At 40.0% G+C, this 24,997-nt stretch carries 22 protein-coding genes and 1 tRNA gene; 3 read left to right on the forward strand and 20 right to left on the reverse strand.

Annotation, left to right across the window (positions count from 1 at the left end; genetic code table 11):
* Positions 1 to 137 precede the first annotated feature (137 nt).
* Entirely contained in the window at positions 138 to 1,769 is a 1,632-nt protein-coding gene (locus ACESNQ_RS03535) for a Na/Pi cotransporter family protein (protein WP_036751907.1), read from the forward strand.
* A gap of 29 nt (positions 1,770 to 1,798) precedes the next feature.
* Here ACESNQ_RS03535 and ACESNQ_RS03540 read toward each other — a convergent pair whose 3' ends face one another.
* The 12 genes from ACESNQ_RS03540 to ACESNQ_RS03595 all read right to left on the reverse strand — a co-directional run bounded on the left by ACESNQ_RS03540 (position 1,799) and on the right by ACESNQ_RS03595 (position 9,464).
* Complete coding sequence (locus tag ACESNQ_RS03540) at positions 1,799 to 2,095, reverse strand: bacteriocin immunity family protein (RefSeq protein WP_373075068.1); 297 nt, start codon at positions 2,093 to 2,095, stop codon at positions 1,799 to 1,801.
* A 24-nt stretch (positions 2,096 to 2,119) separates the two neighbouring features.
* On the reverse strand, positions 2,120 to 3,184 hold the full coding sequence (gene pepA, locus ACESNQ_RS03545; protein WP_314945634.1) for a glutamyl aminopeptidase: 1,065 nt from the start codon (positions 3,182 to 3,184) through the stop codon (positions 2,120 to 2,122).
* 114 nt (positions 3,185 to 3,298) lie between these two features.
* Positions 3,299 to 3,535: a membrane protein insertion efficiency factor YidD gene (gene yidD / locus ACESNQ_RS03550; protein WP_373075071.1), complete on the reverse strand. Its 237-nt coding sequence runs from the start codon at positions 3,533 to 3,535 to the stop codon at positions 3,299 to 3,301.
* Entirely contained in the window at positions 3,535 to 4,260 is a 726-nt protein-coding gene (locus ACESNQ_RS03555) for a pseudouridine synthase (protein ID WP_004251725.1), read from the reverse strand. The genes yidD and ACESNQ_RS03555 overlap by 1 nt, the downstream gene beginning before the upstream one ends.
* Positions 4,247 to 4,816: an SMC-Scp complex subunit ScpB gene (scpB, locus tag ACESNQ_RS03560; protein ID WP_049494492.1), complete on the reverse strand. Its 570-nt coding sequence runs from the start codon at positions 4,814 to 4,816 to the stop codon at positions 4,247 to 4,249. The genes ACESNQ_RS03555 and scpB overlap by 14 nt, the downstream gene beginning before the upstream one ends.
* Positions 4,817 to 4,828: 12 nt before the next feature.
* Positions 4,829 to 5,563 carry a segregation/condensation protein A gene (locus ACESNQ_RS03565; protein WP_373075073.1) on the reverse strand — a complete coding sequence of 245 codons (735 nt, stop codon included), beginning with the start codon at positions 5,561 to 5,563 and terminating at the stop codon, positions 4,829 to 4,831.
* Positions 5,563 to 6,297 carry a site-specific tyrosine recombinase XerD gene (gene xerD / locus ACESNQ_RS03570; RefSeq protein WP_373075075.1) on the reverse strand — a complete coding sequence of 245 codons (735 nt, stop codon included), beginning with the start codon at positions 6,295 to 6,297 and terminating at the stop codon, positions 5,563 to 5,565. Before xerD ends, ACESNQ_RS03565 begins: the two co-directional genes overlap by 1 nt.
* Complete coding sequence (gene cbpB, locus ACESNQ_RS03575; RefSeq protein ID WP_373075077.1) at positions 6,294 to 6,755, reverse strand: cyclic-di-AMP-binding protein CbpB; 462 nt, start codon at positions 6,753 to 6,755, stop codon at positions 6,294 to 6,296. The genes xerD and cbpB overlap by 4 nt, the downstream gene beginning before the upstream one ends.
* Positions 6,752 to 7,273, reverse strand: a complete 522-nt coding sequence (locus ACESNQ_RS03580) for a metallophosphoesterase (protein WP_373075079.1) — start codon at positions 7,271 to 7,273, stop codon at positions 6,752 to 6,754. Before ACESNQ_RS03580 ends, cbpB begins: the two co-directional genes overlap by 4 nt.
* Complete coding sequence (locus tag ACESNQ_RS03585) at positions 7,249 to 8,259, reverse strand: nucleoside-triphosphate diphosphatase (protein WP_373075081.1); 1,011 nt, start codon at positions 8,257 to 8,259, stop codon at positions 7,249 to 7,251. Before ACESNQ_RS03585 ends, ACESNQ_RS03580 begins: the two co-directional genes overlap by 25 nt.
* Positions 8,217 to 9,011: a glutamate racemase gene (gene racE, locus ACESNQ_RS03590; protein WP_373075083.1), complete on the reverse strand. Its 795-nt coding sequence runs from the start codon at positions 9,009 to 9,011 to the stop codon at positions 8,217 to 8,219. The genes ACESNQ_RS03585 and racE overlap by 43 nt, the downstream gene beginning before the upstream one ends.
* A 207-nt stretch (positions 9,012 to 9,218) precedes the next feature.
* A complete protein-coding gene (locus ACESNQ_RS03595; protein WP_004251708.1) occupies positions 9,219 to 9,464 on the reverse strand; it encodes a YneF family protein in 246 nt (81 codons plus the stop codon).
* Positions 9,465 to 9,779: 315 nt separating this feature from the next.
* Between ACESNQ_RS03595 and ACESNQ_RS03600 the strand changes: the two genes are divergently transcribed.
* A complete protein-coding gene (locus tag ACESNQ_RS03600; RefSeq protein WP_373075085.1) occupies positions 9,780 to 15,065 on the forward strand; it encodes an SIALI-17 repeat-containing surface protein in 5,286 nt (1,761 codons plus the stop codon).
* A gap of 233 nt (positions 15,066 to 15,298) precedes the next feature.
* On the opposite strand, the gene ACESNQ_RS03605 is transcribed toward ACESNQ_RS03600, so the two are convergent.
* The 6 genes from ACESNQ_RS03605 to ACESNQ_RS03630 all read right to left on the reverse strand — a co-directional run bounded on the left by ACESNQ_RS03605 (position 15,299) and on the right by ACESNQ_RS03630 (position 22,148).
* Positions 15,299 to 15,499, reverse strand: a complete 201-nt coding sequence (locus ACESNQ_RS03605; protein ID WP_373075087.1) for a mechanosensitive ion channel protein MscL — start codon at positions 15,497 to 15,499, stop codon at positions 15,299 to 15,301.
* Between the two features lie 153 nt (positions 15,500 to 15,652).
* A complete protein-coding gene (locus tag ACESNQ_RS03610; RefSeq protein WP_004251696.1) occupies positions 15,653 to 16,579 on the reverse strand; it encodes an ATP-binding cassette domain-containing protein in 927 nt (308 codons plus the stop codon).
* A 10-nt stretch (positions 16,580 to 16,589) separates the two neighbouring features.
* Positions 16,590 to 17,657: an ABC transporter ATP-binding protein gene (locus ACESNQ_RS03615; RefSeq protein WP_373075090.1), complete on the reverse strand. Its 1,068-nt coding sequence runs from the start codon at positions 17,655 to 17,657 to the stop codon at positions 16,590 to 16,592.
* An 8-nt stretch (positions 17,658 to 17,665) separates the two neighbouring features.
* Positions 17,666 to 18,592, reverse strand: a complete 927-nt coding sequence (gene oppC, locus ACESNQ_RS03620; RefSeq protein ID WP_247912850.1) for an oligopeptide ABC transporter permease OppC — start codon at positions 18,590 to 18,592, stop codon at positions 17,666 to 17,668.
* Positions 18,592 to 20,088: an ABC transporter permease gene (locus tag ACESNQ_RS03625; RefSeq protein WP_373075092.1), complete on the reverse strand. Its 1,497-nt coding sequence runs from the start codon at positions 20,086 to 20,088 to the stop codon at positions 18,592 to 18,594. Before ACESNQ_RS03625 ends, oppC begins: the two co-directional genes overlap by 1 nt.
* A 65-nt stretch (positions 20,089 to 20,153) precedes the next feature.
* Complete coding sequence (locus tag ACESNQ_RS03630) at positions 20,154 to 22,148, reverse strand: peptide ABC transporter substrate-binding protein (RefSeq protein ID WP_373075094.1); 1,995 nt, start codon at positions 22,146 to 22,148, stop codon at positions 20,154 to 20,156.
* Positions 22,149 to 22,326: 178 nt separating this feature from the next.
* Here ACESNQ_RS03630 and ACESNQ_RS03635 point away from each other — a divergent pair.
* Positions 22,327 to 22,397, forward strand: a tRNA-Cys gene (locus ACESNQ_RS03635).
* Between the two features lie 304 nt (positions 22,398 to 22,701).
* Here ACESNQ_RS03635 and ACESNQ_RS03640 read toward each other — a convergent pair.
* Complete coding sequence (locus ACESNQ_RS03640) at positions 22,702 to 24,033, reverse strand: hemolysin family protein (protein ID WP_373075096.1); 1,332 nt, start codon at positions 24,031 to 24,033, stop codon at positions 22,702 to 22,704.
* Positions 24,034 to 24,151: 118 nt separating this feature from the next.
* Positions 24,152 to 24,979 (reverse strand): DNA/RNA non-specific endonuclease, encoded by an 828-nt coding sequence (locus ACESNQ_RS03645; protein WP_373075098.1) that lies wholly within the window; start codon positions 24,977 to 24,979, stop codon positions 24,152 to 24,154.
* Positions 24,980 to 24,997: the final 18 nt, after the last annotated feature.

The raw sequence follows: 24,997 nt of genomic DNA on the forward strand, positions 1-24,997 counted from the left end.
ATTAGACAATCAATTACTTTTTTTACATTTTCATGATATTTTTCTAAAAAAATGTGTTTACTACTTGTTAGATTGCTCTTAATCCTTTAAAATAGAATGGGAGAAATTCCGCGATTAGTTTTCGGAGGGAAAATAAAATGTCCATTAATTGGCAGGAAATTGCATTTCACTTTTTAGGTGGCCTGGGACTATTCTTATATAGTATCAAAACCATGGGGGACGGTTTGCAACAAGCAGCTGGAGATCGTCTTCGATATTACATTGACAAATATACTAGCAATCCTTTCTTTGGAATTTTAGTTGGAATTGGGATGACTGCCCTGATTCAATCGAGTTCAGGTGTTACGGTTATTACAGTTGGTCTGGTTAGTGCCGGACTATTGACCCTGCGTCAGGCTATTGGGATTGTTATGGGAGCCAATATTGGAACAACCGTCACATCCTTTATCATTGGTTTTAAATTGGGAGACTACGCATTACCTATGCTCTTTCTCGGAGCAGTCTGTCTCTTCTTCACAAAAAATAGAACCATCAATAACATCGGACGAATTGTCTTTGGTGTCGGTGGTATCTTCTTTGCCCTCAATCTTATGAGTGGCGCTATGGAACCCCTTAAGGATTTACAAGTCTTTAAAGACTATATGGTAGAACTTAGTAAAAATCCAATCTTGGGTGTTCTTGTCGGAACAGGTTTAACCCTTCTGATTCAAGCCTCCTCAGCGACCATCGGGATTCTACAAAATCTCTACGCTAGCAATCTGATTGACCTTCAGGGTGCACTACCAGTTCTCTTTGGAGATAACATTGGAACAACCATCACTGCTATTATCGCTTCTTTGGGTGCTAATATTGCAGCCAAACGTGTGGCAGCAGCTCATGTGGCCTTTAACGTTATCGGGACTGTTATCTGTATTATCTTCCTCGTTCCATTTACAGGCTTAATCCAATGGTTTGAGAGCTTCTTAAATCTAGCTCCAGAAATGACCATTGCCTTCGCCCACGGAACCTTCAACATTACCAATACAATCATTCAGTTTCCATTCATCGGAGCTCTTGCCTTCATGGTAACCAAACTTATCCCTGGAGAAGACGAAGTTGTCAAATACGAGCCACTTTACCTTGATGAGCAACTGATCAAACAAGCTCCATCTATCGCTCTTGGAAATGCTAAAAAAGAACTTCTACACCTAGGTAATTATGCTGCGAAAGCCTTTGACCTCTCTTATGATTATATTATCAACTCTAATGAAAAAGTTGCAGAAAAGGGACATAAGACTGAAGAAGCTATCAATACCATTGATGAAAAATTGACTCGTTACCTCATTAGTTTATCTGGTGAAGCTTTGAGCCAAAAAGAGAGTGAAGTCTTAACAAATATCCTTGACTCTTCACGAGACTTGGAACGTATCGGAGACCACGCAGAAGCCCTGCTCAATCTTAACGATTACTTGCAACGCAAGAATGTTCAATTCTCTGAGGCTGCCTTAGAAGAACTAGCAGAGATTTATCTTAAAACTAGTGATTTCGTCAAAGATGCTCTTGAGAGTGTGGAAAACAACGACCTCGAGAAAGCTCAAGCTCTTATCGAGCGACACGAAGACATCAACAACATGGAACGTGTCCTTCGTAAGACTCACATCAAACGTCTTAATAACGGAGAATGTTCTACCCAAGCAGGTGTCAACTTTATTGATATTATTTCACACTACACCCGTGTATCTGACCACGCTATGAACCTTGCTGAAAAGGTTTTGGCAGAACAAATTTAAAACGAAAAAAATGCTTTGATTCTTTCGAATCAAAGCATTTTAAATAGTTCTCCAATCATAAAGGCAGATGCAGCAGAACCTCTGTACTTGGCTTCTTCTCTTTTGATAAAGCGGGCCAGATTGACTAACTCTGGCGCTGGGGTCTTGGGATTCTTGAGTAGTTCAAGTGTGACTAGCCCTGAAAGTCGCACTGCTAGCAAGCGCTCATTGGTGCTGGGCAATTGCTTAGCAGTTTCTAGGAGTGCAACCACTAGATCTTCACTCAGGTTTTGACGGGCATGATTGTAAAGACCCCGTATCAAGGTTTCTAGGTTTGGTTCTTCCATACCTATCACCTCCATCTTTTCTGTTTAATAGTTTTTAATCAAATCTACAGTAGAGCGATCTAATTTTTTAACCAAGGCTTGTAAGAATGCTTGTGCTTCAAGGAAATCGTCCATAGCATAGAGTGTTTGGTGAGAGTGGATATAACGGGCACAAACACCGATTGTTGTTGATGGGACACCACCATTTTTCAGATGAGCTGCACCTGCGTCAGTTCCACCTTTTCCACAGTAGTATTGGTACTTGATTCCTGCTTCTTCAGCAGTTGTCAAAAGGAAATCCTTCATGCCTGGGAGAAGCAAGTGACCTGGATCATAAAAACGAATCAAGGTTCCGTCACCAATCTTACCTTGACCACCATAAACGTCACCAGCTGGTGAGCAGTCAACTGCAAGAAATACTTCTGGATCAAATTTGGTTGTTGATGTATGTGCACCACGAAGTCCGACTTCTTCTTGGACATTAGCCCCAAGATAAAGTTCATTGCCTAGTTTTTGACCTGACAAGTTTTCTGCCAACTCGCTAACCATGAGAACTCCGTAACGGTTATCCCAAGCTTTGGAGATGATGTTTTTTTCGTTAGCTGTTAGGATTGCACTACTATCTGGAACGATGGTATCTCCTGGGCGGATACCAAAACTTTCAGCCTCAGCCTTATCCGCAAAACCACCATCAAAGACGATATCTGAAACAGCTGGCATGGTTGGCCCACCTGTTCCACGAGTCAAATGTGGAGGTACTGAACCTGAGATGACTGGAATTTCACGTCCTTGGCGCGTAAAGAGTTTAAATCGTTGGCTGCTGACAACCATCGGGTTCCAACCACCAATTTCAACTACTCGGAAGGTTCCATCTGGTTTGATTTCACTTACCATAAAACCAACTTCATCCATGTGAGATGCTACCAAAACACGAGGTGCATCGACTGCTTCTGAATGTTTGATACCAAAAATACCACCTAGGCCATCAGTCACTACTTCATCCACGTGAGGAGTTATCTTCTCACGAAGATAAGCGCGTACAGGTGCTTCATGACCTGAGATAGCAGAAAGTTCTGTTACTTCTTTGATTTTAGAAAATAATGTTGTCATTTCTATCCCTTCTTTCTTTCAACCATTTTACCACTTTTTATAGGAGAAGGGTAGTGAAAATCATCAATCTTTAGATCTATCTACACCAAAAAAGAATCACGACTGTGATTCTTTTTATTTTGAATTTCTCTTTAAAGAAAAGTGATCTGGTACGGGGTCCTTACCTATTTCAGACCAAGGATGACATCGTAAAATCCGTGCCAATCCCATCAGAACCCCCTTAAATCCATGCTTTTCAATAGCCTGAATCATGTAGTTTGAACAAGTAGGCTCAAATCTACAAGAAGGTGGGAATGCAGGGGATATAAAGCGTTGGTAAAAGCGCACAGGCGCAATTAAATTTTTTTTCATTATTTATTAGTTGTTACAGCCATGGTATGTAGTTGGCTGATTTCTTTTTTGTTAAGACGGCGTGATTCTCCTGGACGAAGACCCGTCAAATCTAGGTGTCCAAAACGTGTCCGTGATAACTTATCCACTTGGAGACCCACAGCTTCAAACATCTTTTTAACCTGATGGTTACGTCCTTCATGGATGGTCAACTGTACAACAGAACGGTTTTTAACAGGATCTACTTTGAGAATTTCGTAGACGGCCGGCTTAGTCTTCTTGCCATCAATCTCAAGACCACGAGTTAAGGGGCGGAGATTTTCCTTATTAGCAATCCCTTTTACACGCGCCACATAGACCTTGTCAATCTCATTACGAGGGTGAATCATCTCATCAGTAAAGTCACCATCATTGGTCAAAATCAAGACACCTGATGTATCCCAGTCCAAACGACCTACAGGGTAGATACGCTCTTTAACATTCGGCAAAAGATCGACAACCGTCTTACGTCCCTTATCATCTGTTACACTGGAAATCACTCCACGTGGTTTATTGAGCAGATAGTAAACCTTTTCTTCGTTATAGATGGGTTGGCCCTCAACCTCAACCTTATCACCAGACTTGATAGTTGTCGCTAGTTCACGCACTACCTGACCGTTAACAGTCACCAAGCCTTGTTTGATCAACTCTTCTGCTTTTCTCCTACTGGCCACACCTGCGTGGGCAATATATTTATTGATTCTCATCTTCTTCTATCCTTTCACCAAATAATTGGCTTTCTTGTGCTTGAATTTCAAGCTCGTCAATCACAGGCAATTCTTCCAAATGGTTAATACCCATGTAATCTAGAAAATAATCCGTAGTTACATAGAGATTAGGGCGACCAAGAACTTCTTTCTTTCCATCTTCTCGTATTAAGTCAAAGGCCTGTAACTTTGCCAAAGCTCCACTCGAATTAACCCCACGAATAGCATCGATTTCTATACGTGTGATAGGTTGCTTATAAGCAATAATGGACAAAGTTTCAAGCGCAGCCCGAGATAGACTCTGGTTGATTGGCGCCTTAGAATATTCCTTCAAAACATCAGCAAATTGAGGCTTGGTTACCAATCTGTAGGCACCTCCTGTCTCAATCAGGGCCAAACTAGAATCCTGGTCTTTCTCATACTTTTTGGCTAATTTTTCTAAGCTTTGCTGAATTCCTGTTGGTGGTAACGATAAGAGCTCTGCTAACTGGCGAGCCCTAATTCCATCTTCACCCGACACAAACAGGAGTGCTTCTATTTTTGCTAAAGTACTCATACTTCCTCTCTATCAAGCCTGACTTTGCTCTACTTGATTTTCCTCATTCTTTTTCATGAGATAGATATCTCCAAAACTCTCTTTTTGAATCAAGAGAATTTCTTGGGTTTTAACCAACTCCAGGGTCGCCAAAAAGAGTGTAATGACCTCTTGTAAATCCTTGGTTTCTTTAAACAAATCCTGCAAACATAGCTGTTGCCCTTCTACCAAGGCTTCCCGAACGATGAGCATCATATCCTCAATTTTATACTCATCCCGTAAAATAGTTGTATGATTTTTCGAGAATTCTTCCTTTTTCTTGGTCAGTAAGGTTGAAAAGGCTAAGAAAAGATCAATCGTGGTCTTATCATGCACGAGTTCTGCATCCTCGTAAATCAACTCTGTCGGTGCTTTTGAGTAATATTGAGCTCGTTCTTGGTGCTTCACTTCCAACTGCTCTCCCAAAAGTTTAAACTTGCGGTATTCTTCAATCTGAGAAAGGAGATCTTGCTCTAGGTCATCCTCTAAATCAGACACTTCCGCAACCTTTGGCAAGAGCTTACGACTTTTGATCAGCATCAGTTGGCTAGCCATCACCATATATTCACCTGCCACTTCTAAACGCATGGCTTGTAAGGTTGATATGTAGGCTAGATACTGCTCAATAACTTCTGTAATCGGTACATCATAGATATCCATCTGATACTTTGAAACCAAGTGTAAGAGCAAGTCCAAAGGTCCTTCAAAATCTTTTAATTTAATATCCATTATCTATATTTTTCTAAGGTCATAACTGTTTTTAATCCCAATTTTTTGGCGATTTCATACAAGTCAACCTTCTCTTCAATTTGTCTCAGTATAAACTGTTCTCTCAATCCTTGAGCCGATAAATCTGCAAAACCTTTTTCCTTTAGAAAGGCTTCTAACTGACGAAAGGCCCATTGACGAGAGTATGGCTTACCAGTTTTTTCAAAGAGGTAGGTCTGTCCCATCAAGGGTTCTAACTCTGCAAGTAATTTTGTGGGAAGACTCAAGATTCTTTGCTGAGAGGCTTTATTGATTCTCAACACCTGAAAATCTAGATTCACATCACTTATTTTTATGGCTAGAATTTCACTAGGCAAGAGGCCCAATTCAACTATCAATAAGGCTATTAAACGCCCTTCTGGATAGGTACTTTCTTGCCAGAAAGAACTCAAGTCTAAAAGCTCTGACTTAACTTGTTTTTTCTCAGCCTGTTTCGGCAATTCTAAACGATAAAAGGTGTCAATCTTTCCTTTCTGGTATAAAAAGTAAAGAAATTGATTGCAAGCAGAAACTTTACGCTTTTGGGCACTAATTTTAAAATTTGATAGCTGGGCTTGGTAGATTTTTAAACTTGTCTCAGAAATTCGTTCTCCAATAAGATCTAAAAACTGCTCCAAGTCATATTTATAAGACTGTTTAGAATTACTAGATAGATTTTGCTTTTCTTCTAAAAATGTTAAAATCCATTCTCTCATTTGCTTCGAATCTCATATTCCTTACTAAAATCATGCAGGAGGGCATTGACAGCCTTGAGAATTGACTTCCGCGTGATAATCCCTTGGAAAATACCATCCTTATCAACGACTGGCAGGAAAGACTCATCCACTAGCTTATGTAAAACATCCGTCAATGTATAGTCTGGATTAACTACCGCGACATCCTTCTTTGTCATGTGAACAATATCCATATCCGCCATGACTTCCTGACTCAAACCCTGCTCCATTTGATATGCAAAAATATCTCTAAGCCCTATGGTCCCAACAAATTTTTTCTCAGCAGTCACTACTGGAACTCGTGTATAAGTCATCTGGCTAAGGAGGAGAATTGCATGATCTGCATTGTGAGTATCAATGAGTACAGCCAAATTTTCAGCAGAAGTCAAAAAGGTTTTCTCTTGTTCCAGCAAAAAGAGTTCAAATTCTTTGGCAATCATCTAGCAAACTCCTTGGATAAGCCAGGATAAACCACATGATTACGTGTCAAAAAGTCCACTTTGAAATAGCTGTCATCAATTTCCACACGAGCGTAGAGACATTCTCTGACGGTTCCACGTGGTTGACTGATAGAACCTGGATTTAGAAAGAGGGTATTCCCTTCCATCCAAGCATTTGGCACATGCAAGTGACCATAGAGACAGATATCAGCATCTTCCTCTTGAGCCCAGAAATCTAGTTTTTGGAAATTGAAGTTAATGTCAAACAAGTGTCCGTGAGTCTGGATAATCTTGGTAGGACCCAGTTGAGTCACTAAGCGTTCTGGATAATCTGAATAGAAATCCATGTTTCCTCTAACTACCCGAATCCCTTCCCAGATTGGTGAATCTGGGCGAAGCTCCGAGTCACCATCGTGAAAAATGGCATCAACTTTTCCAAGATAGCGAACACGTATTTCTTCTACAATCAAGCTATCTCCATGGGAGTCGCTCATTACAATGATGGTTTGCTTTGCCATGATGGAAATACCTCCAAAAGTTTCTTAACGGCTAAGGCACGGTGAGATTGACTATTTTTTTCTTCAAGGGTTAATTCAGCTGATGACTTGCCTGTTTCTCCTACTAGGAAAAGAGGGTCATAGCCAAAACCATTTTCACCCTTAGGTTCAAAGTTAATGTAGCCTGGCCAATCAGCTTCGACCACCAAGCTTTCCTTACCTGGGCTAGCCACAACCAAAGTGGTGTGGAATTGTGCCGAACGGTCCTTGAGTTCAAAGACCATGGCTAATTCGTGCAAGAGTTTAGCATTGTTTTCCTGGTCAGTGGCTCCCACTCCTGCAAATCGAGCTGACCAAACGCCTGGCAATCCACCGAGGACATCGACTTTAAGACCAGAATCATCTGCTAGAACCATCTTGCCTGTCAATTTTGAGATGGTTTCAGCCTTAAGGCGAGCATTTTCTTCAAAGGTCATACCGGTTTCAGCAACTTCAGGCAGATCTGGGTAATCATTGAGATTCTCCACATCATATCCAAGTTTGTCAAAGATAGCACGAAATTCCTTGGTCTTCCCTTCATTACGAGTCGCTATCAACAAGGTTTCTCTGACTTTGCTAGTTTCAAAGAAGGCTTCAACATCTACTCCTTCTTTAGGTAACTCCACATGCAAGAGTTGTCCATTTTCAACTAAGAGCAAGGCACCTTGGCGTTGAATGACTTCCAAGTTTCGACCGGCTTCTGCATTTAAAATCTCAACGATAAAAGATAGCAAGCGGAAGTTGGAAGACCAGCGCATTACCGTAATCGTGATTGGAAAACCATTTTCCTCATCACGGAAAATGCGAGCCAAATCCATAAAATCGAGATCAAGAGGATCTTTTATGAGGCTATAGATTCCACCGTAGACGTCCCAGACACTTACATACCAGTCCTGGTCATCCTTGTATTCATAAATTTTGTTTGTCATAATGTTACATGCTCCACATGAATCTCTTTTTCTAGCCATTCCGCTCCAATCTGAGCAAAACTATGGCTATTTGCCGTCGTATAAAAACGATGTTGTAGAGGCCCTGCATCGCGGCCACGATTAATCTCGAAATAATTAAGTAATACAGAAATATCCCGTACACACTCTGCTCCACTATCAATCAGTTTCACTTCCGGGCCCATCACATTTTGGATAATGGGTCTGAGAAGCGGATAGTGGGTACAGCCCAGAATCAAGCTGTCTACCTTGCCCACTAATGGACGCAGGGTTTCATAAACTACTTTCTTTGTCACACTGGTTGAAAGGGCACCAGACTCAACCAAGGGAGCAAATTTGGGACAGGCCAAGCTTTCCACCTGTAAATCCGGATCCAGATCATGGATTTTCTGACGATAGATGTCAGATGATACAGTCATAGGTGTTCCGATTACACCAATTTTACCACCTTGGCTGGATTTGATAGCCGCTGACGCACCCGGTAAGATGACACCCAGGACAGGGATATCCAACCTAGCCTTGACTTCTTCCCAAACAACTGCTGTTGCAGTATTACAAGCGATGACAATCATCTTGACATCCTTAGTCAAAAGAAAGTTGACCAACTGCCAAGTATATTCATGAATTTGCTCAGCAGGACGAGGCCCGTAAGGTGCCCTTGCCGAATCTCCAATATAGACGATTTCTTCATGAGGAAGCTGGCGCATGAGCTCACGTACAACGGTCAAGCCTCCAACGCCCGAATCCAAAAAACCAATTGGTCGATTATCCATACAGTCTTCTTTCTAGTCTTATTTTTCTGATTGATAGTTCATTATCATTACATTTCTCGCTGAAATTTCTGACAGAATGGTAAACTCCAGACTATCTCCCTCTTAATCATAATCAAATATCAATAGAATGCAAGGAAAAAGTCTTATCCTTAAATATCAGTTGAACATAGTGAGAAGTCTGGAATTTTCATCCCAGACTTTTCCTATTTATTTCTTTTTATTGTTAGCAAGGGCTGCTTTTTGTTGGCGAATGATTTGGTGGTACACTTGTTGTACCTTAGCTTCGCTTGGTTTTTGACCATTTGCACTCAACAGAGTACGAACTGCTTCTGCATTCAAACGTGGGTTATCAGCAAATTCTTTTTCAATTTGCTTGCGCACCAAGTACATTCCTCCAAGAGCTCCACCTAGAAAAGCTAAAACAATCAAGACAATTGCTAAAATAAGGTCCATAATATTTCTCCTGTTTCTTTTTGAATCTTCTATATTATACCATAAAGTCCCACGCCTGACTAGTTTGATTTACGCTTTCAAAAGGGTAGGGCATTACTCAGATTCTTTCTCAGCTCTAATCTTTTTTAATTCAATAAAATTAAAAAAAAGAACTAAAATTTGGTAAAATAATTCAGTTTTTCCTAAAAAACCTTGCATTGAATCGATTTATTTGCTATATTAAGATTATACAAAACAAAGGAAACATCTTTCTGCAAGGCTTATTTTTTTTTACAAGAAAATGTATGCGCTTACAGATTTGAGAAAGGAGTTTTTATGGAGAAGAGCTATTGGGAAAAATCCTGTAAGTATAGCATACGAAAATTGACCGTTGGAACTGCTTCTGTTTTACTGGGAGCTGTTTTTCTAGCGACACAGAATGTAGCTGCCGATGGCATCGAAGTGAAAGAAAATCAAGCAAGTGTCAGTGAGACTACGGTTCAAGTGAATACAAAAGTAGAGGAACCTACTCAAGAGGATGAGGAAAATCAACCAAGCACAGAAAATCAAACTTCTACTGAATTAGCTGACAAAGAGGTAAAACCTGAAAAGGAAACACCTCAAATACATAATCAATCAGAGACTAACGCTGTAGTTGAATCTTCTGAAAATAAGGAGAGTGAAAAACCAGAACTTCCTATGACTAAGCAAGAAAACTATCAACTTCATTACGACCAACCAACTGCTCCTTCTTATGACGGCTGGGAAAAACAAGCCCTGCCAGTCGGAAATGGAGAAATGGGGGCAAAAGTTTTTGGGCTCATCGGTGAAGAAAGAATCCAATACAATGAAAAAACTCTCTGGTCTGGTGGACCGCAACCGGATAGCACCGATTACAATGGGGGGAACTATCAAGACCGCTATAAGGTCTTAGCAGAAATTCGTAAGGCATTAGAAGAAGGAAACCGCCAAAAAGCAAAACAATTAGCGGAGCGCAACCTAGTTGGACCAAACAATGCTCAGTATGGCCGTTACTTATCTTTTGGTGATATCTTTATGGTCTTTAACAACCAAAAGAAAGGCTTGGAGAATGTTACCGACTATCATCGTGGCTTAGATATTTCTGAGGCCATCTCGACCACTTCTTATACCCAAGACGGTACAAACTTTAAACGCGAAACCTTCTCTAGCTATCCTGACGATGTTACTGTGACCCACTTGAGTAAAAAAGGGGATAAGACCCTTGATTTTACACTCTGGAATAGTTTGACTGAAGATTTGATTGCGAATGGCGACTACTCCTGGGAATATTCGAATTATAAACAAGGGGCAGTTACGACTGATTCTAATGGTATTTTGCTCAAAGGAACTGTCAAAGACAATGGTCTGAAATTTGCCTCCTATCTTGGAATCAAGACAGACGGACAAGTCACTGCACAAGATGGCTATTTGACTGTCACCGGAGCCAGCTATGCGACCCTTTTACTCAGTGCCAAGACCAACTTTGCTCAAAATCCAAAAACCAATTATCGCAAGGATATTGACCTAGAAAATACTGTTAAGTCTATCGTAGAAGCTGCCAAGGCAAAAGATTATGAAACCCTTAAAAATAACCACATCAAGGATTATCAAAGTCTCTTCAATCGTGTTCAACTAAATCTTGGTGGCAACAAGTCTAACCAAACTACAAAAGAAGCTCTGCATACCTACAACCCAGAAAAAGGGCAAAAACTAGAAGAGCTCTTCTTCCAATACGGACGGTATCTACTCATTAGTTCTTCTCGTGACCGGACAGATGCCCTTCCTGCCAACTTGCAAGGAGTCTGGAATGCTGTAGACAATCCACCTTGGAACTCAGATTACCACCTCAATGTCAACCTTCAGATGAACTACTGGCCTGCCTACATGAACAATCTTGCAGAAACTGCTAGGCCAATGGTCAATTATATTGATGACATGCGCTACTATGGTCGTATCGCTGCTAAAGAATATGCAGGTATCGAATCCAAAGAAGGCCAAGAAAACGGTTGGTTGGTTCATACTCAAGCGACACCATTTGGCTGGACAACTCCAGGTTGGAATTATTACTGGGGTTGGTCTCCTGCTGCCAATGCTTGGATGATGCAGAACGTCTATGACTACTACAAATTCACCAAGGATGAAACTTATCTCAAAGAAAAGATTTATCCAATGCTCAAGGAAACAGCCAAGTTCTGGAATTCCTTCTTGCACTACGACAAATCTAGTGACCGTTGGGTTTCTTCTCCATCCTACTCACCAGAGCATGGAACTATCACGATTGGGAATACCTTTGACCAATCTCTAGTTTGGCAGTTATTCCACGACTATATGGAGGCAGCCAATCACCTGAAGGTCGACCAAGATTTGGTGACAGAAGTGAAGGCTAAATTTGACAAGCTCAAACCACTTCATATCAACCAAGATGGCCGTATCAAGGAATGGTATGAGGAAGACAGTCCTCAATTCACTAATGAAGGCATTGAAAATCATCACCGTCACGTTTCTCATCTGGTTGGGCTCTTCCCAGGAACCTTATTTGGCAAAGATCAGCCTGAATATCTGGAAGCAGCACGCGCAACCCTAAACCATCGTGGAGATGGTGGTACCGGTTGGTCTAAGGCCAATAAAATCAACCTCTGGGCTCGTCTCCTAGATGGAAATCGTGCCCATCGTTTGCTGGCAGAACAACTCAAATCCTCAACTCTAGAAAACCTCTGGGATACGCACGCTCCTTTCCAAATTGATGGGAACTTTGGTGCAACCAGTGGAATGGCAGAAATGCTCCTTCAATCTCACACCGGCTACATTGCCCCATTACCAGCCCTTCCAGATGCATGGAAAGATGGTCAAGTCTCAGGCCTAGTAGCTCGTGGTAACTTTGAAGTCAGTATGAAATGGAAAGAAAAGAATCTTGAAACGCTATCTTTCATTTCTAATGTTGGTGGAGATTTAGTCGTAGACTATCCAAATATCGAAGCTAGCCTTGTCAAGGTAAGCGGTAAGGAAGTACAAGCTACCCGCATCAAAGACAATCGCATCCAGCTTGCTACTCAAAAGGGCGATGTCATTACCTTTGAAAACTTCCCTGGTCGTATTACTCGTCTGACTGCCCAACGAAAAGATTCAACGACTGCTGAACTCAACTTCAATACAGTTGAAGGGGCGACTCATTATGTCATCCATCGGGAAAGTAGAGATGAAACTAGTCAAACTTCTACTGTCCGTGAATTTACAACAAACCAAACTCGCTTTATCGACCGTTCTATTAATTCAAGCCATGTCTATACTTATACCGTTAAGGCTATGCTAGGAGACCGTTCAACACCTGTTTCTGATGTTGCTTCAATTTCCGCCTTTAGTGAGCTCATGGACGATCGTGACTCTCGCATTCAGTATGGCGCTGCCTTTGGAGACTGGTCTGACTCAGAACTATTTGGCGGAACAGAAAAATACGCCGATATCTCAAATGGGAATTATTCCGATAAGGATGCAACAGCAACCATTCCTTTCAATGGACCTGGTATTGAAATTTACGGACTCAAGTCTTCTCAATTAGGACTTGCTGAGGTTACAATTGATGGCAAATCTGTTGGTGAGCTTGATTTCTATACGGCTGGAGCTACTGAAAAGGGTGTCCTAATCGGTCGTTATACAAATCTTTCTTCAGGTCCTCACCTCATGACCATCACTGTTAAACGAGAACATAAAGGACGTGGAAGTGAACACTCAAAAATTTCCTTAGACTACTTCAAGGTCTTCCCAGGTCAAGGAGAAACAGTTGAGAAGATAGATGATCGTGATTCTCGTATCCAATACGGTTCAGCATTTAAAGACTGGACTGATGCGGAACTCTATGCTTCTACAGAGAAATATGCAGATATTAATGCAGACGATAGTCTCGCTCCTGAAGCAACTGCAAGAATTCCATTCTCTGGTACAGGTATCCGTATCTATGGACTGAAAACATCTGCCCTTGGTAAGGCACTTGTGACTCTCGATGGAAAAGAAATGCCAAGCCTTGACTTCTACACTGCCGGAGCTACCGAAAAAGGAGCATTGATTGGAGAGTTTACTAATCTAGCAGATGGCGACCATGTCCTAACTTTGAAAGTGGACCCAGATTCTCCAGACGGTCGAAAGAAAATCTCCCTTGATTCATTCGATATTCTAAAAGCTCCATCAGTATCATTAGATACACCAAGCCTCGAACCTATAAAGGTAGAAGATAAGACAGTTACCCTAACTTTACCAACTGGTAACTGGGATGCTGTTGCTGTGACATTCCCTGGTGTTACAGATCCCCTACTCCTAAGAAAAGTCGATGAAAATCATCTTGTCACTTCTGGCGAGCAAACTGTATTAAGCATAAAGGATAACAAGGTAGAAATCGACATTCCTGAAACTACGGAACGTAAAACTGGCAATCCAATAGAAGCTTATGCTATCCTAGGAGAAACACGAAGCAGTACTATTGTAACAGTCTTTCCAAAAGGAAAAACTGCACCTGTAGAAAATCCAGTTGTTACAAGCAAAGGGGACGAGCCTGCTCCAGTAGTAACCATTCCTGAATATACTGACCCAATTGGTACTGCGGGAGAACAGGAAGCGCCTATTGTGGATATTCCTGAGTACACTGAGCCTATCGGTACTGCGAGCGACCAAGCGGCGCCTACTGTAGATATTCCTGAATATACTAAGCCTATCGCTACTGCGAGCGACCAAGCGGCGCCTATTGTAGATATCCCTGAATACACTGGCCCTATCGGTACTGCGGGAGAACAGGAAGCGCCTATCGTGGACATTCCTGAGTACACTGAGCCTATCGGTACTGCGAGCGACCAGGCGGCGCCTATTGTAGATATCCCTGAATATACTAAGCCTATCGGTACTGCAGGGGAACAAGCAGCGCCTACCGTAGATATTCCTGAATATACTAAGCCTATCGCTACTGCGAGCGACCAAGCGGCGCCTATTGTGGATATTCCTGAATACACTGGCCCTATCGGTACTGCGAGCGACCAAGCGGCGCCTATCATCTCTCTTCCTGAGTTTAAACTCAAAGTCTTAAAAGACCAGGCTACCGGAGTTCAAGTTATCAGTGGAGCAAAAGAGCTAGGTGAAGCAAGTTATCTTGAAATCCAGAAAGTAGACAAGCAGGAACTCTTGGGCAAGAAATATGATGCCTACAACATTCAACTCAAGAATGAAAATGGTCAACTAATCCAAGCAAAAGGTGCTGTACTGGTTCGATTACCAATTTCTGGTAAAGTCCAAGGATTCTATCGCTTCAGTTCAGAAAAAGACTTGAAAGAACAAGATTTCACAATTCGTGATGGCATGCTTGAGTTTCTCACCATTGATTTGACTACTTATGCTATCGTCTACAAGACTGAAACAGAAGTCCAACAACCAAGCTCAAGTCAAATCGAAGAAGCTAGTCCATTAGCAAATAAAAACCAGTTCAATGGTGAAAATTCTACAATTGACAAGCAGCTTCCTGCCACAGGAGAAGAGTCTAGTCCTCTCCTCTTTATGGCAAGTCTCAGTTTAGCTTTAACTGCAACCTTCTTGCTTAAAGGTAAAAAAGAGTGTTCCCAATAAATCTATAAAGATTTAGATAAATAGAAAAAGGATGAGTAAATTACTCATCCTTTTGATTTCTTTCAGAGTCTTTTAAAATAAACTAAAAAGCCAGTTATAAATCCAGTTAAAAATCGAATATAACAAATTCAAAAGGAGTTCATAAAAAAATAAACAAATGTGATACCAAATGAATTCTACAATCGTAATCAGTGGCTTGACTAGGATATAAAATAAAATATCCCAAATAAATTTCATTTTTTATCTTCCTTTCTAGGAAGTCCAAGAATCCCTGGTAAGGAAGAACTTAGTTTTAAAGCTAGAATAAATCTAGTCAACTCTAACACTTCTGGCTCGGATTCCTTCTTTTCAGTTAAAACTTCCATTCCTTTTGCCCAGAGGCATATCCCAATCGTTCTAGCCATTCCTGTAAAAAAATTTGGTTGGTTGTCCATGTGATTCTCCCCTAGTTCATATCATTTCTAACAGATTAGTTCTTATTGTATTCAGTATATCAAATTTATATAGATTATCAACTTTTTATCTGCAAAATAAAAAAGTTTCATAACCTTTCTAGAATAATACTAGGAAGATTATAAAACTTTTCATTAGTTCATATCTTTTTTATAGCGTTCCAATTCTGCTTGGTTAGCCCAAACATAATGTCCTGGACGAATTTCAACCATAGACGGTTTATCAGTTTCGTAGTCATGTTGGTCTGGATCATAGACTTTCAAAACTTTCTTACGTTCCAAGATTGGGTCTGGAATCGGCACAGCTGATAAAAGTGCTTGTGTGTATGGATGAACTGGATTGTTAAACAATTCTTCAGTTTCAGCCACTTCAACAATGACACCCTTATAAATTACCGCGATACGATCAGAGATAAAACGAACTACTGACAAATCGTGGGCGATAAAAAGATAGGTCAAGCCCAATTCCTTCTGGAATTTCTTGAGCAAGTTCAAAACTTGGGCACGAACAGAAACGTCCAAGGCTGAAATTGGCTCATCCGCGATAACGAAATCAGGTTCCATAACCAAAGCGCGGGCAATCCCGATACGTTGACGTTGTCCACCTGAAAACTCATGAGGATAACGTGTCAAATGCTCAGATAAAAGTCCAACTTCACTGATAATCTTTTTAACTTTTTCTTGTCTTTCTTCCTCATCCTTAAATAGGTGGTAGTTATAAAGACCTTCAGAAATAATATAGTCAACTGTTGCACGTTCATTCAAACTAGCAGCAGGGTCTTGGAAAATCATTTGGATTCGGCGGACTAATTCTGACGCTTGAGTACGTGATTTTTTACCATTAATTTTTTGACCATCAAAGATGATATCACCTTTGCTGGTATTATTCAAACCGATAATTGCACGACCAATTGTTGTTTTACCACTACCAGATTCTCCAACAAGTGAGAATGTTTCACCTTTGTTGATAAAGAAGTTAGCATTTTTAACAGCTACAAACTTTTTGCTTCCTTCACCGAAGGAAATCTCTAAGTCTTTAATTTCTACTAATTTTTCAGACATTTCCTTCCTCCTAGTTTTCCAGATGAACAAGACCCATTCTCTCACGAATCTTGTCATGTAAATCTGCAATTACTGCTGGTTTTGCAACTTTTGGTGCTTGCTCATGAAGTAACCATGTTTTAGCCCAATGAGTATCTGAAACAGCAAATTGGGGTGCTTTTTCTTCGAAATCAATTTTCATTGCGTAATCTGAACGAAGAGCAAAAGCATCTCCCTTCAATTCTGTATAAAGTGATGGAGGTGTTCCCGGAATTGAATACAATTCCCCTTTATCGTCAGCCAACTGTGGCAAACTTGATAAGAGGCTCCATGTGTATGGGTGACGTGGATCGTAGAAGATTTCCTCAACTGTACCATACTCAACAATTTCACCAGCATACATAACCGCAACTTTGTCAGCAATACTTGCTACCACACCAAGGTCGTGTGTGATAAAGATTGTTGTAAAGTGGTATTCATTTTGTAGAGACTTCAATAAGTCAATAATCTGAGCCTGAATAGTTACGTCAAGGGCAGTTGTTGGCTCATCACAGATAAGCACATCCGGACGACAGGCAAGAGCGATAGCGATAACGATACGTTGACGCATCCCTCCAGAATATTGGAATGGATACTCCTCAAAACGCTTTTCAGCATCAGGAATACCAACCTTATTCATGTAGTCGATAGCCATTTCTTTTGCTTCTTTAGCTGTTTTACCTTGGTGTTTAATGATAACCTCGGTAATTTGGCTTCCGATTGTTTTGATTGGGTCCAGACTAGTCATAGGATCTTGGAAGATAGTTGCAATCTTTGCCCCACGAATTTGTTCCCAATCTTTGTGAGACGAAAGTGCTGTTAGATCTTGTCCACGGTAATCGATGCTCCCCTGAGCGATACGCCCGTTTTCTTCTAACATTCCTGTAAAAGTTTTTGTCAAAACTGATTTACCCGAACCAGATTCTCCAACCAAGGCAAGAACTTCTCCTTCAATCAACTCAAGAGAAACTCCGCGAATAGCGGTCAAAACTTTGTCACGAACATCAAATTCCACGACAATATCTTGAGCAGATAAAATTACATTTTTATTATTAGTCATTTCTACTCCTATCTATGTGTACGTGGATCACTAGCATCGGCTAGGTTTTGTCCAACAATGAATAGTGATAAGGACACCAAGACCAAAGTTGTCAATGGAATCCAGAAGAGGTAAGCATTTGTCGTTACGTTCTGAGAATAATCTGAAATCAATCGTCCCAAACTAGGAACCGTAATTGGTAGACCAAGCCCAAAGAATGAAAGGAAAGCTTCATATGAGATAAAGGCTGGAAGCATTTGTGTCAAAGTCGTCACGATAACAGATACCAACTGAGGCATAATGTTTTTCACTACAATCTTAAATGTTGGTGTTCCAAGCGTACGAGAAGCAAGGTTATACTCCAAATCACGATAACGCATGATTTGAATACGGATTGAATAAGCAATACCAATCCATGTAGTTACACTCATGGCAAAAATCAAATTCCAAAAACCTGCACCGATAGAGTAAGTCAAAACAATGACAATCAAAAGAGATGGGATGTTATTGATAACGTTGTAAACTTCCATCATGATGCGGTCTACTGATTTTGAAATACCCCAGATTCCACCTACAATCACACCGATAACAAGGTTGATAAAGGTCGCAATTACAGAAATCAAGATAGAGTTACGAGCTCCAAACCAGACACCATCAAAGAGAGATTTCCCGTTACTATCTGTACCAAACCAATGTTCGGCATTCGGTTTGATATAGCGAGCACTAAAATCATTTACCTTACTTACATCGTTAAAATCAAAATCTGAGAACATTGGGTAGATGAAGCTCATCAAAACGATAGCAATCAAGATACCGAGCATGATGACTGTTGATTTTTTCTTCAAAAACTGTCTAAAGACAGAACGCCAGTATGAATAGGCAGGAGTATCAATTGCTTCAGAGGCATAATCATCACGTTTTACAAATTGAAATTTATCATTACTAATTGTAGACATTATTTGCCTCCTTTCTCTGTCAACTTAATACGTGGGTCAATCATGGTCATCCAAATATCCCCTACAAATAATGAGAAGATAGAAATACATGTAAAGATAAAGACAAGACCAACAACCATATTGTTGTTTGATGCTTTTACAGAGTCAATCAGCATTTTACCCATACCAGGGAAAGCGAAGACTGTTTCTGTAAGAGTTGCTCCACCGATAACACCAATAATAGAACCTGGAATACCTGAAACGAGTGGTACCATAGCGTTCTTAAAGATGTGTTTGTTTGAAATTTCTTTCTCAGATAGACCTTTTGCACGTGCAAAACGAACGAAGTCTTGAGATTGTAAGTCAATCATGTAACGACGAATCCAAATTGCCATACCAGGTGCACCCAACAAGCCCAAAATCACTGCAGGAAGGACATAAGAACGCCAATCTCCAGCACCCAAAATTGGGAATGAATCAGGGAATCCGATAGATGAACCAATCAAACGAATGATATAAACCAAGGCAATGGTTGGAAGGGCAAGCAAGAAGGTCAAAGCTCCTGTAGAGAAACTATCAATCCATGTATTTTTGTAACGAGCCATTGCAGAACCAAGTGGAATTGCAATCGTGTATGAAATAGCAAGACCAATCAAACCTGTGATAGCAGAACTTGCAATCATTGAAGGATACTGATAATTGCTTTCAGTAGCTGTATAAGGATCATCCTTACCATAGTTTGCTACTTCACGTGCATCTGCTTGACTTGGAGATTTGTAGGTTCTTGAGTAAATGTTGACTGATGAAGTTTTCTTACCTGTTGGGAATTGAACTTCTGAAGTCTTGGTTTGTCCTTGACCTTGTGTGATAACTTGAAGAACAGGAGTATTGGCATAAGTTGGGTAAGAATCTCCTAGGTTCAAGTTCACAAAGTTCTGATGAACAAATGGGAACTGACTGTTGAAGTACAAGAGGTATTTATGTTTAGTCCCTGAACCTACTAAAGACCATCCGATAGCTGGATCGTTTTCAAAACGCAAATAACGCTCTAAGTTAGGATTTTCTGGGTCTTGAATCTTGTTTGTATGGTCAATATCAAGCAAGTTTGCATAGAATTTGAACACACGCTCGAAAATAGGGATTTCACGAGTAGCATAGAATTGTCCGCTCTCTGTAAACTCACCCAAAGTCCAACCGTTTCCAATTTGTTGGATGTATTTTTCGTAGATAGCTTTATTTGTATCGTTTGCATCAACGGTTACAGAAGGGTCAATGCTACTAGCTTTTTCCTGCAACTCTTTCGTATCGTAATATTCGATATAACCCATACGCTCAAAAACGGTATTTTCATAGTTATCACGTTTATCAGCTGTTGTTGCAATTTTATTGTAGTTAGTATCTTGTTTGAAGATCAACTTCCGTGGAACCATCGTATAGATGATTGTGTAAATCAAGGTCGTTACTAAAAAAATAGAAACTAACGACCGCAAGATACGCATAAAAACATATTTTTTCATATTATTTCCTTTAAAATCCCAAAAGAACCTTCTCCTTTTGGAGAGAAAGTTCTGATGAGCATTATTTATTTCACGTGGCTCGCTAATTCTTTTTGAGCTTTTTCATTTGATTCAGCTTTTTCTTTGAGCCATTTTTCACGAGCTTTTTGGTATTCTTCTTTTGTAAGAGGTTTTTCACCAACTTCAGTGTACTTCAAGTAACCTGAGGTTTCTCCTTTAAGACCCGCAACTGAGTATGAAGAAGTAAATGGAATAACTTTAGATACAAATGATACAGCAGTTTCTTTCGGACCTGCCATTACAGGAATTGTCAAACCGTTGTCTGTTAACCAAGCTTGTGCAAGGGCATATTTTTCATAACGTTTTTGAACGTCTTGATTTTCTTTGTTTGCTTCATCAAGTAATTTTTCATAGTCAGACAAACCAAGTTTTTGGATAACTGATGCATCAGTATCTTTATCGATACCCATAATCAAACGAGTATTACCACCTTTAATCGTGAACTGGTCTAAGAAAGTTGATGGATCTTGGTAATCAGGATTCCATCCAGTCAAGGTATGAATATCCCAGTCTTGTTCTTTAGCTGTTGGAGCACTAAATGAAAGTGGTAATGCTTCTGCTTGAGTCATTTGTTGAAGATCGATGACAACATTGTCAGCTCCAAGTACGTTTTCAATAGACTGTTTAAGTGATTGAACACGGTTTACAACTGCTGTAGACTCTTGGATTGTTAGAGCATCCAAGTGAATTGGGAATTCTACCCCTTCTGCTTTCAAGCTTTCTTTTGCTTTAGCAAAGGCAGCTTTAGCTTTTTCTTCGTTGTAGAGACCATTTTGCGAATCAGCAAGCGATACGTTTGACCATGTGCTTGAGTTTGTCTTCGCAAGACTTTCTTCTACAAGTTTACCAAACTGTTTGTCTCCAACTTGAAGATCATATGGTGAGAATGTATTACGGATTGCAACTGCAGCACCATCTGTACCATTTGTCTGAGCTGAGTAAGAATTACGGTCTACCGCAAAGTTAAGGGCTTGACGGAATTCTTTGTTTAGCAAAGCTTTTCTTGTAGATTCTTTTTGGCTATCTGTTGTTTTTGAGGTATGGTTATAAGTTGTACGACCATAGTTCACACTTACAGTAGCGATAGCTGATCCTGGTTCGTTAAAGAAGATATTATCTTTGAACTCGGAAGCATATTTTTCATATGTTGAGCTAGTAGGATAGATACGAGCTTTACTGTATTGTCCTTCTGAGAATCCTTTAGCAACGATATCTTGGTCTTTCCCATCCCAGTAAGTAAATTTGATGTTTTGAATTTTAACAGCATCTTTATCCCAATAAGCGTCGTTCTTAGCCATTTCAATTGATGATTTAGCTGTGATTGATTTCAAAACAAATGGTCCATTGTACAAAATAGAAGATGGATCTGTAGGTGCACCAAAGCTTTCCCCTTTTGATTTAAGGAAATCTTCGTTAATTGGCATCATCACGCCGTTTGTTGTTTTGTCATTCCAGAAAGTTTCTGGTTGGTTCAATGTATATTCAAGAGTGTTGTCGTCAACTGCTTTTACACCAACCGTTGAAAAGTCGTTTGTTTCACCATTAATGTAAGCGTTGAGTCCTTTAATTGATGAACTAATAACTGACAAACCTTTTGATTTGCCTTCTACCGCGTGTTTCAAACCTGTCACAAAGTCTTGGGCTTTAACTGGAGCATATTCTTCTCCTTCAGCAGTAACCCACTTAGCATCCTTACGGATCTTATAAGTGTAAGTCAAACCATCTTGTGAAACTGTCCATGATTCAGCAATCGATGGTACAAGGTTTCCATATTTATCATTAGCAAGCAAACCATCTACCGCATTTGTAGTAACAAAAGAAGTAGAGTCAACGTTGTTAACAACATAATCCAATGTTTCAGGATCAACTGAATAAACGTATTTATAATCTGATGCTAATTTTGTGTTGCTTGAACCTGCATTTGAATTTGAACATGCAGCAAGTACTCCGACTGCAAGCAAGGATACTCCCGCTACTGCAAGAATCCGACTTTTTTTCATTTTTTAAACTCCTCGTTTTAAATAGTGGATATTGAAGATTATACCACAGTTTTCGTAAAAAGTAAACGAATTTTCAGAATATTTTGTCGCATGTTTTTTTAAACATTTGAATCTTATGTTTTCAGAAAAGAAAACTATTGACGAGAAACAATTTTCAAGGTATAATAATAAAAGTTAAGGCGGTATAGCCAAGTGGTAAGGCACGGCTCTGCAAAAGCTTGATCGTCGGTTCAAATCCGTCTACCGCCTTTTTTATACTATCTTATAGGAATTTATCCGAAAAAAGCTCGATTTTGCGGGCTTTTTTAATTTTATTTTCGGATAAAAAAGGATAACTTTAAAAATTATTTGGGGTGAGTTTGGGGCGAGGGTGTTTTTGGAGCAAACAAAAAAGACTAGTTGCCGCTAGTGGTATAATATTGAAATAAACAAAACAGACAAAAATCAAGCGAATAAGAATACTCCACCTCTATTCAAACACAGACTCCTAACGGAGTCTTTTCTTTTTAACGCTAAAAAAGCTTTATCAGTTTTCTCTGATAAAGCTTTTGTTTTATTCAGTTTCTTCTTCTGATTCAAGTTCTTGAATTTGAACCTTAAGCTTGGTGACACGACCATTTTTTACCTTATCATTTGTCAAGGTGATATGCTTGTTGCCACTATCTAACTCATAACTGAGTTTTTCTGATGTTGGAATAGTTCCCACACCAGTCAAATAGTATCCAGCTATCGTATCTACATCGTCACTTTCAAGCACAACATCAAAATAGTCATTGAAATCATTCAAATTCATTGTCCCTTGGACAATATGAGTGTCCTCGCCGATAGTATGAACATAGACTTCAGCACGGTCCGTTTCATCATCAATCTCACCAACAATCTCTTCAAGGAGATCCTCAAGTGTTACCAAACCAGCCATTCCTCCATATTCATCAAGTAGAATAGCCATCTGTCTTTGTGAATTTCTTAGTTCTTTTAACAAATCGTCCACAAAAATGGTTTCAGGTACAAAGAGTGGATCTTGTAAGATTCGCTTCCAGACGATATTATCAAACCCACTGACAAAGGCTTCTTTAAGGAGACTCTTGGTATGAATCAAACCAATGACATTGTCCTTATCGCCGTCATAAACAGGAATTCGAGAAAAGTTTTGTTTTAAGATACTTTCGATAATGGTCTGAGTATCATCTTGGATATCTACCATGAAGGCATCTGTTCGAGGAACCATGACTTCACGTGCCATAAGTTCGTCTAGTGAGAAAATACCCTGTAACATTTCAATTTCATCAGCATCCAAGGTTTCTTCACTATTGGTGAGCATATACTCAATCTCATCACGAGTCATTTTTTCGTCTGCATCGTCAAATGTCATCGGCGTCAAACGGCTCAAAAGATTGGTTGATGCAGATAGCATCCAAACAAAGGGACTCACAATCTTACCGAGAGCAATAATAAATGGTACAGTTCGGATTGCCAAGGCATCCTTAAGATTTAGAGCAATGCGTTTAGGATAAAGTTCACCAAAAACGATTGAAATATAGGTCAAAAAAGCAAGTGATAAGAAAGAAGCTACTGCATACGCAGTCTCGCTATTCCCCATCCAAGAGGCAATCAATTCGCCAAGAGAATCTGCTAACCTAGCCCCTGACAAGATCGTAATTAAAGTAATCCCAACTTGAATGGTTGATAAAAAGTGATTGGGATTTTCAAGTACCTTTAGCAAACGGATATAGCGTTTATCTCCTTCTTCTGCCTTTTGTTCAACACGTGAACGACTAAGGGAAACCATAGCCATCTCTGTCGCAGAGAAAAAAGCATTTAAAAAGGTCAAAACAACTAATAATACAAACTGCAGTAACAAATCCTGACTGCTCGGGTCTTCCATTTTCCTTCTCCTAAAAAGTATAATTGAGACTATTATACCATATTTTTCAATTTCTACACATTAATTTTCGATTTCTATAGTAAATCCCCTATCAAAACGATAAGGGATTATCTATTTATTAGTCTTTTGTAACCGTAACTTCTCCTGTTCGGTAATCTAACCGAATTCCCTTTTGAACGTTAGGAACTACGACGTTAAACTCCAATTCACCATCAGATGATTTAGCTTCAATCTGAGATGCAGAAGGTACCAAATCTTCTTCTGTAGCGTAGAGCAATGTAACACGGTACCGCACCCGCTTATTTTGATCCAAGGCCTTTCGAACTAAACTTTCATAGTAGTTTTGTCCCGTGGAATCTTCTGCGCGTGCTTGGTTGGCCCAAGCTGTCTGAACAGCAATATTTTTAGGATTGCTAGTAGAAGCATCAAAGCCATCTAATCCACCGATCAAGGCATAGCCCAACAAATGCCCTCTATCGACCGCATGGTTGTAACTTCCCTTTAGATTCTTAACCTGATGCCAGCCTGCTGGCGTCCAAGAAGTCGAGCCATTCCCAGTCTCTTCACGATCCTTGTATTGTCTGGTCGCTTTTGACATAAGGGCATTAGCGACAGTTGGAACCGTCTCCCCACCTACAGTTTTTGTCTTGTTATCAGCATAGGGTTTGCTTGAAACCTTTGCATCCAAATTTGTCTTATTACCATTGACGATAAAGGCACCTGCTTCATTCCATTCAAGAGAACCCTTAATTTGTTTTTTAACTGAATCGGTCAGTACACTTTCAGCCAGTTCTTGACTTGGAGTATCAGACGACTGTGATTTTTGTTTTGCTTGTGTTTGTGGTGCAGTGTTGGAAAACTGCATTTGTTTAATATAGTAGCTTCCTGCTGACAAGAGCAAAAAGAGCAAGAGGCCAATTAGGGCCTGCCTTGTTTTCTTATTCATCTTTTCTCCTTAGTTTTT

It is taken from the genome of Streptococcus infantis, from assembly GCF_964243025.1.
Taxonomy (GTDB): domain Bacteria; phylum Bacillota; class Bacilli; order Lactobacillales; family Streptococcaceae; genus Streptococcus; species Streptococcus infantis_N.

What these genes read in the sequence shown, in the direction of transcription:
- cbpB (WP_373075077.1), bottom strand. Translation starts at nt 6,755, where the DNA reads ATGATTGCCAAAGAATTTGAACTCTTTTTGCTGGAACAAGAGAAAACC.
- ACESNQ_RS03535 (WP_036751907.1), top strand. Translation starts at nt 138, where the DNA reads ATGTCCATTAATTGGCAGGAAATTGCATTTCACTTTTTAGGTGGCCTG.
- ACESNQ_RS03640 (WP_373075096.1), bottom strand. Translation starts at nt 24,033, where the DNA reads ATGGAAGACCCGAGCAGTCAGGATTTGTTACTGCAGTTTGTATTATTA.
- ACESNQ_RS03555 (WP_004251725.1), bottom strand. Translation starts at nt 4,260, where the DNA reads ATGAGAATCAATAAATATATTGCCCACGCAGGTGTGGCCAGTAGGAGA.
- oppC (WP_247912850.1), bottom strand. Translation starts at nt 18,592, where the DNA reads ATGTCTACAATTAGTAATGATAAATTTCAATTTGTAAAACGTGATGAT.
- pepA (WP_314945634.1), bottom strand. Translation starts at nt 3,184, where the DNA reads ATGACAACATTATTTTCTAAAATCAAAGAAGTAACAGAACTTTCTGCT.
- ACESNQ_RS03615 (WP_373075090.1), bottom strand. Translation starts at nt 17,657, where the DNA reads ATGACTAATAATAAAAATGTAATTTTATCTGCTCAAGATATTGTCGTG.
- ACESNQ_RS03585 (WP_373075081.1), bottom strand. Translation starts at nt 8,259, where the DNA reads ATGGCTAGAAAAAGAGATTCATGTGGAGCATGTAACATTATGACAAAC.
- racE (WP_373075083.1), bottom strand. Translation starts at nt 9,011, where the DNA reads ATGGATAATCGACCAATTGGTTTTTTGGATTCGGGCGTTGGAGGCTTG.
- ACESNQ_RS03540 (WP_373075068.1), bottom strand. Translation starts at nt 2,095, where the DNA reads ATGGAAGAACCAAACCTAGAAACCTTGATACGGGGTCTTTACAATCAT.
- ACESNQ_RS03565 (WP_373075073.1), bottom strand. Translation starts at nt 5,563, where the DNA reads ATGGATATTAAATTAAAAGATTTTGAAGGACCTTTGGACTTGCTCTTA.
- ACESNQ_RS03610 (WP_004251696.1), bottom strand. Translation starts at nt 16,579, where the DNA reads ATGTCTGAAAAATTAGTAGAAATTAAAGACTTAGAGATTTCCTTCGGT.
- scpB (WP_049494492.1), bottom strand. Translation starts at nt 4,816, where the DNA reads ATGAGTACTTTAGCAAAAATAGAAGCACTCCTGTTTGTGTCGGGTGAA.
- ACESNQ_RS03595 (WP_004251708.1), bottom strand. Translation starts at nt 9,464, where the DNA reads ATGGACCTTATTTTAGCAATTGTCTTGATTGTTTTAGCTTTTCTAGGT.
- yidD (WP_373075071.1), bottom strand. Translation starts at nt 3,535, where the DNA reads ATGAAAAAAAATTTAATTGCGCCTGTGCGCTTTTACCAACGCTTTATA.
- ACESNQ_RS03625 (WP_373075092.1), bottom strand. Translation starts at nt 20,088, where the DNA reads ATGAAAAAATATGTTTTTATGCGTATCTTGCGGTCGTTAGTTTCTATT.
- ACESNQ_RS03630 (WP_373075094.1), bottom strand. Translation starts at nt 22,148, where the DNA reads ATGAAAAAAAGTCGGATTCTTGCAGTAGCGGGAGTATCCTTGCTTGCA.
- ACESNQ_RS03580 (WP_373075079.1), bottom strand. Translation starts at nt 7,273, where the DNA reads ATGGCAAAGCAAACCATCATTGTAATGAGCGACTCCCATGGAGATAGC.
- ACESNQ_RS03600 (WP_373075085.1), top strand. Translation starts at nt 9,780, where the DNA reads ATGGAGAAGAGCTATTGGGAAAAATCCTGTAAGTATAGCATACGAAAA.
- ACESNQ_RS03605 (WP_373075087.1), bottom strand. Translation starts at nt 15,499, where the DNA reads ATGGACAACCAACCAAATTTTTTTACAGGAATGGCTAGAACGATTGGG.
- xerD (WP_373075075.1), bottom strand. Translation starts at nt 6,297, where the DNA reads ATGAGAGAATGGATTTTAACATTTTTAGAAGAAAAGCAAAATCTATCT.
- ACESNQ_RS03645 (WP_373075098.1), bottom strand. Translation starts at nt 24,979, where the DNA reads ATGAATAAGAAAACAAGGCAGGCCCTAATTGGCCTCTTGCTCTTTTTG.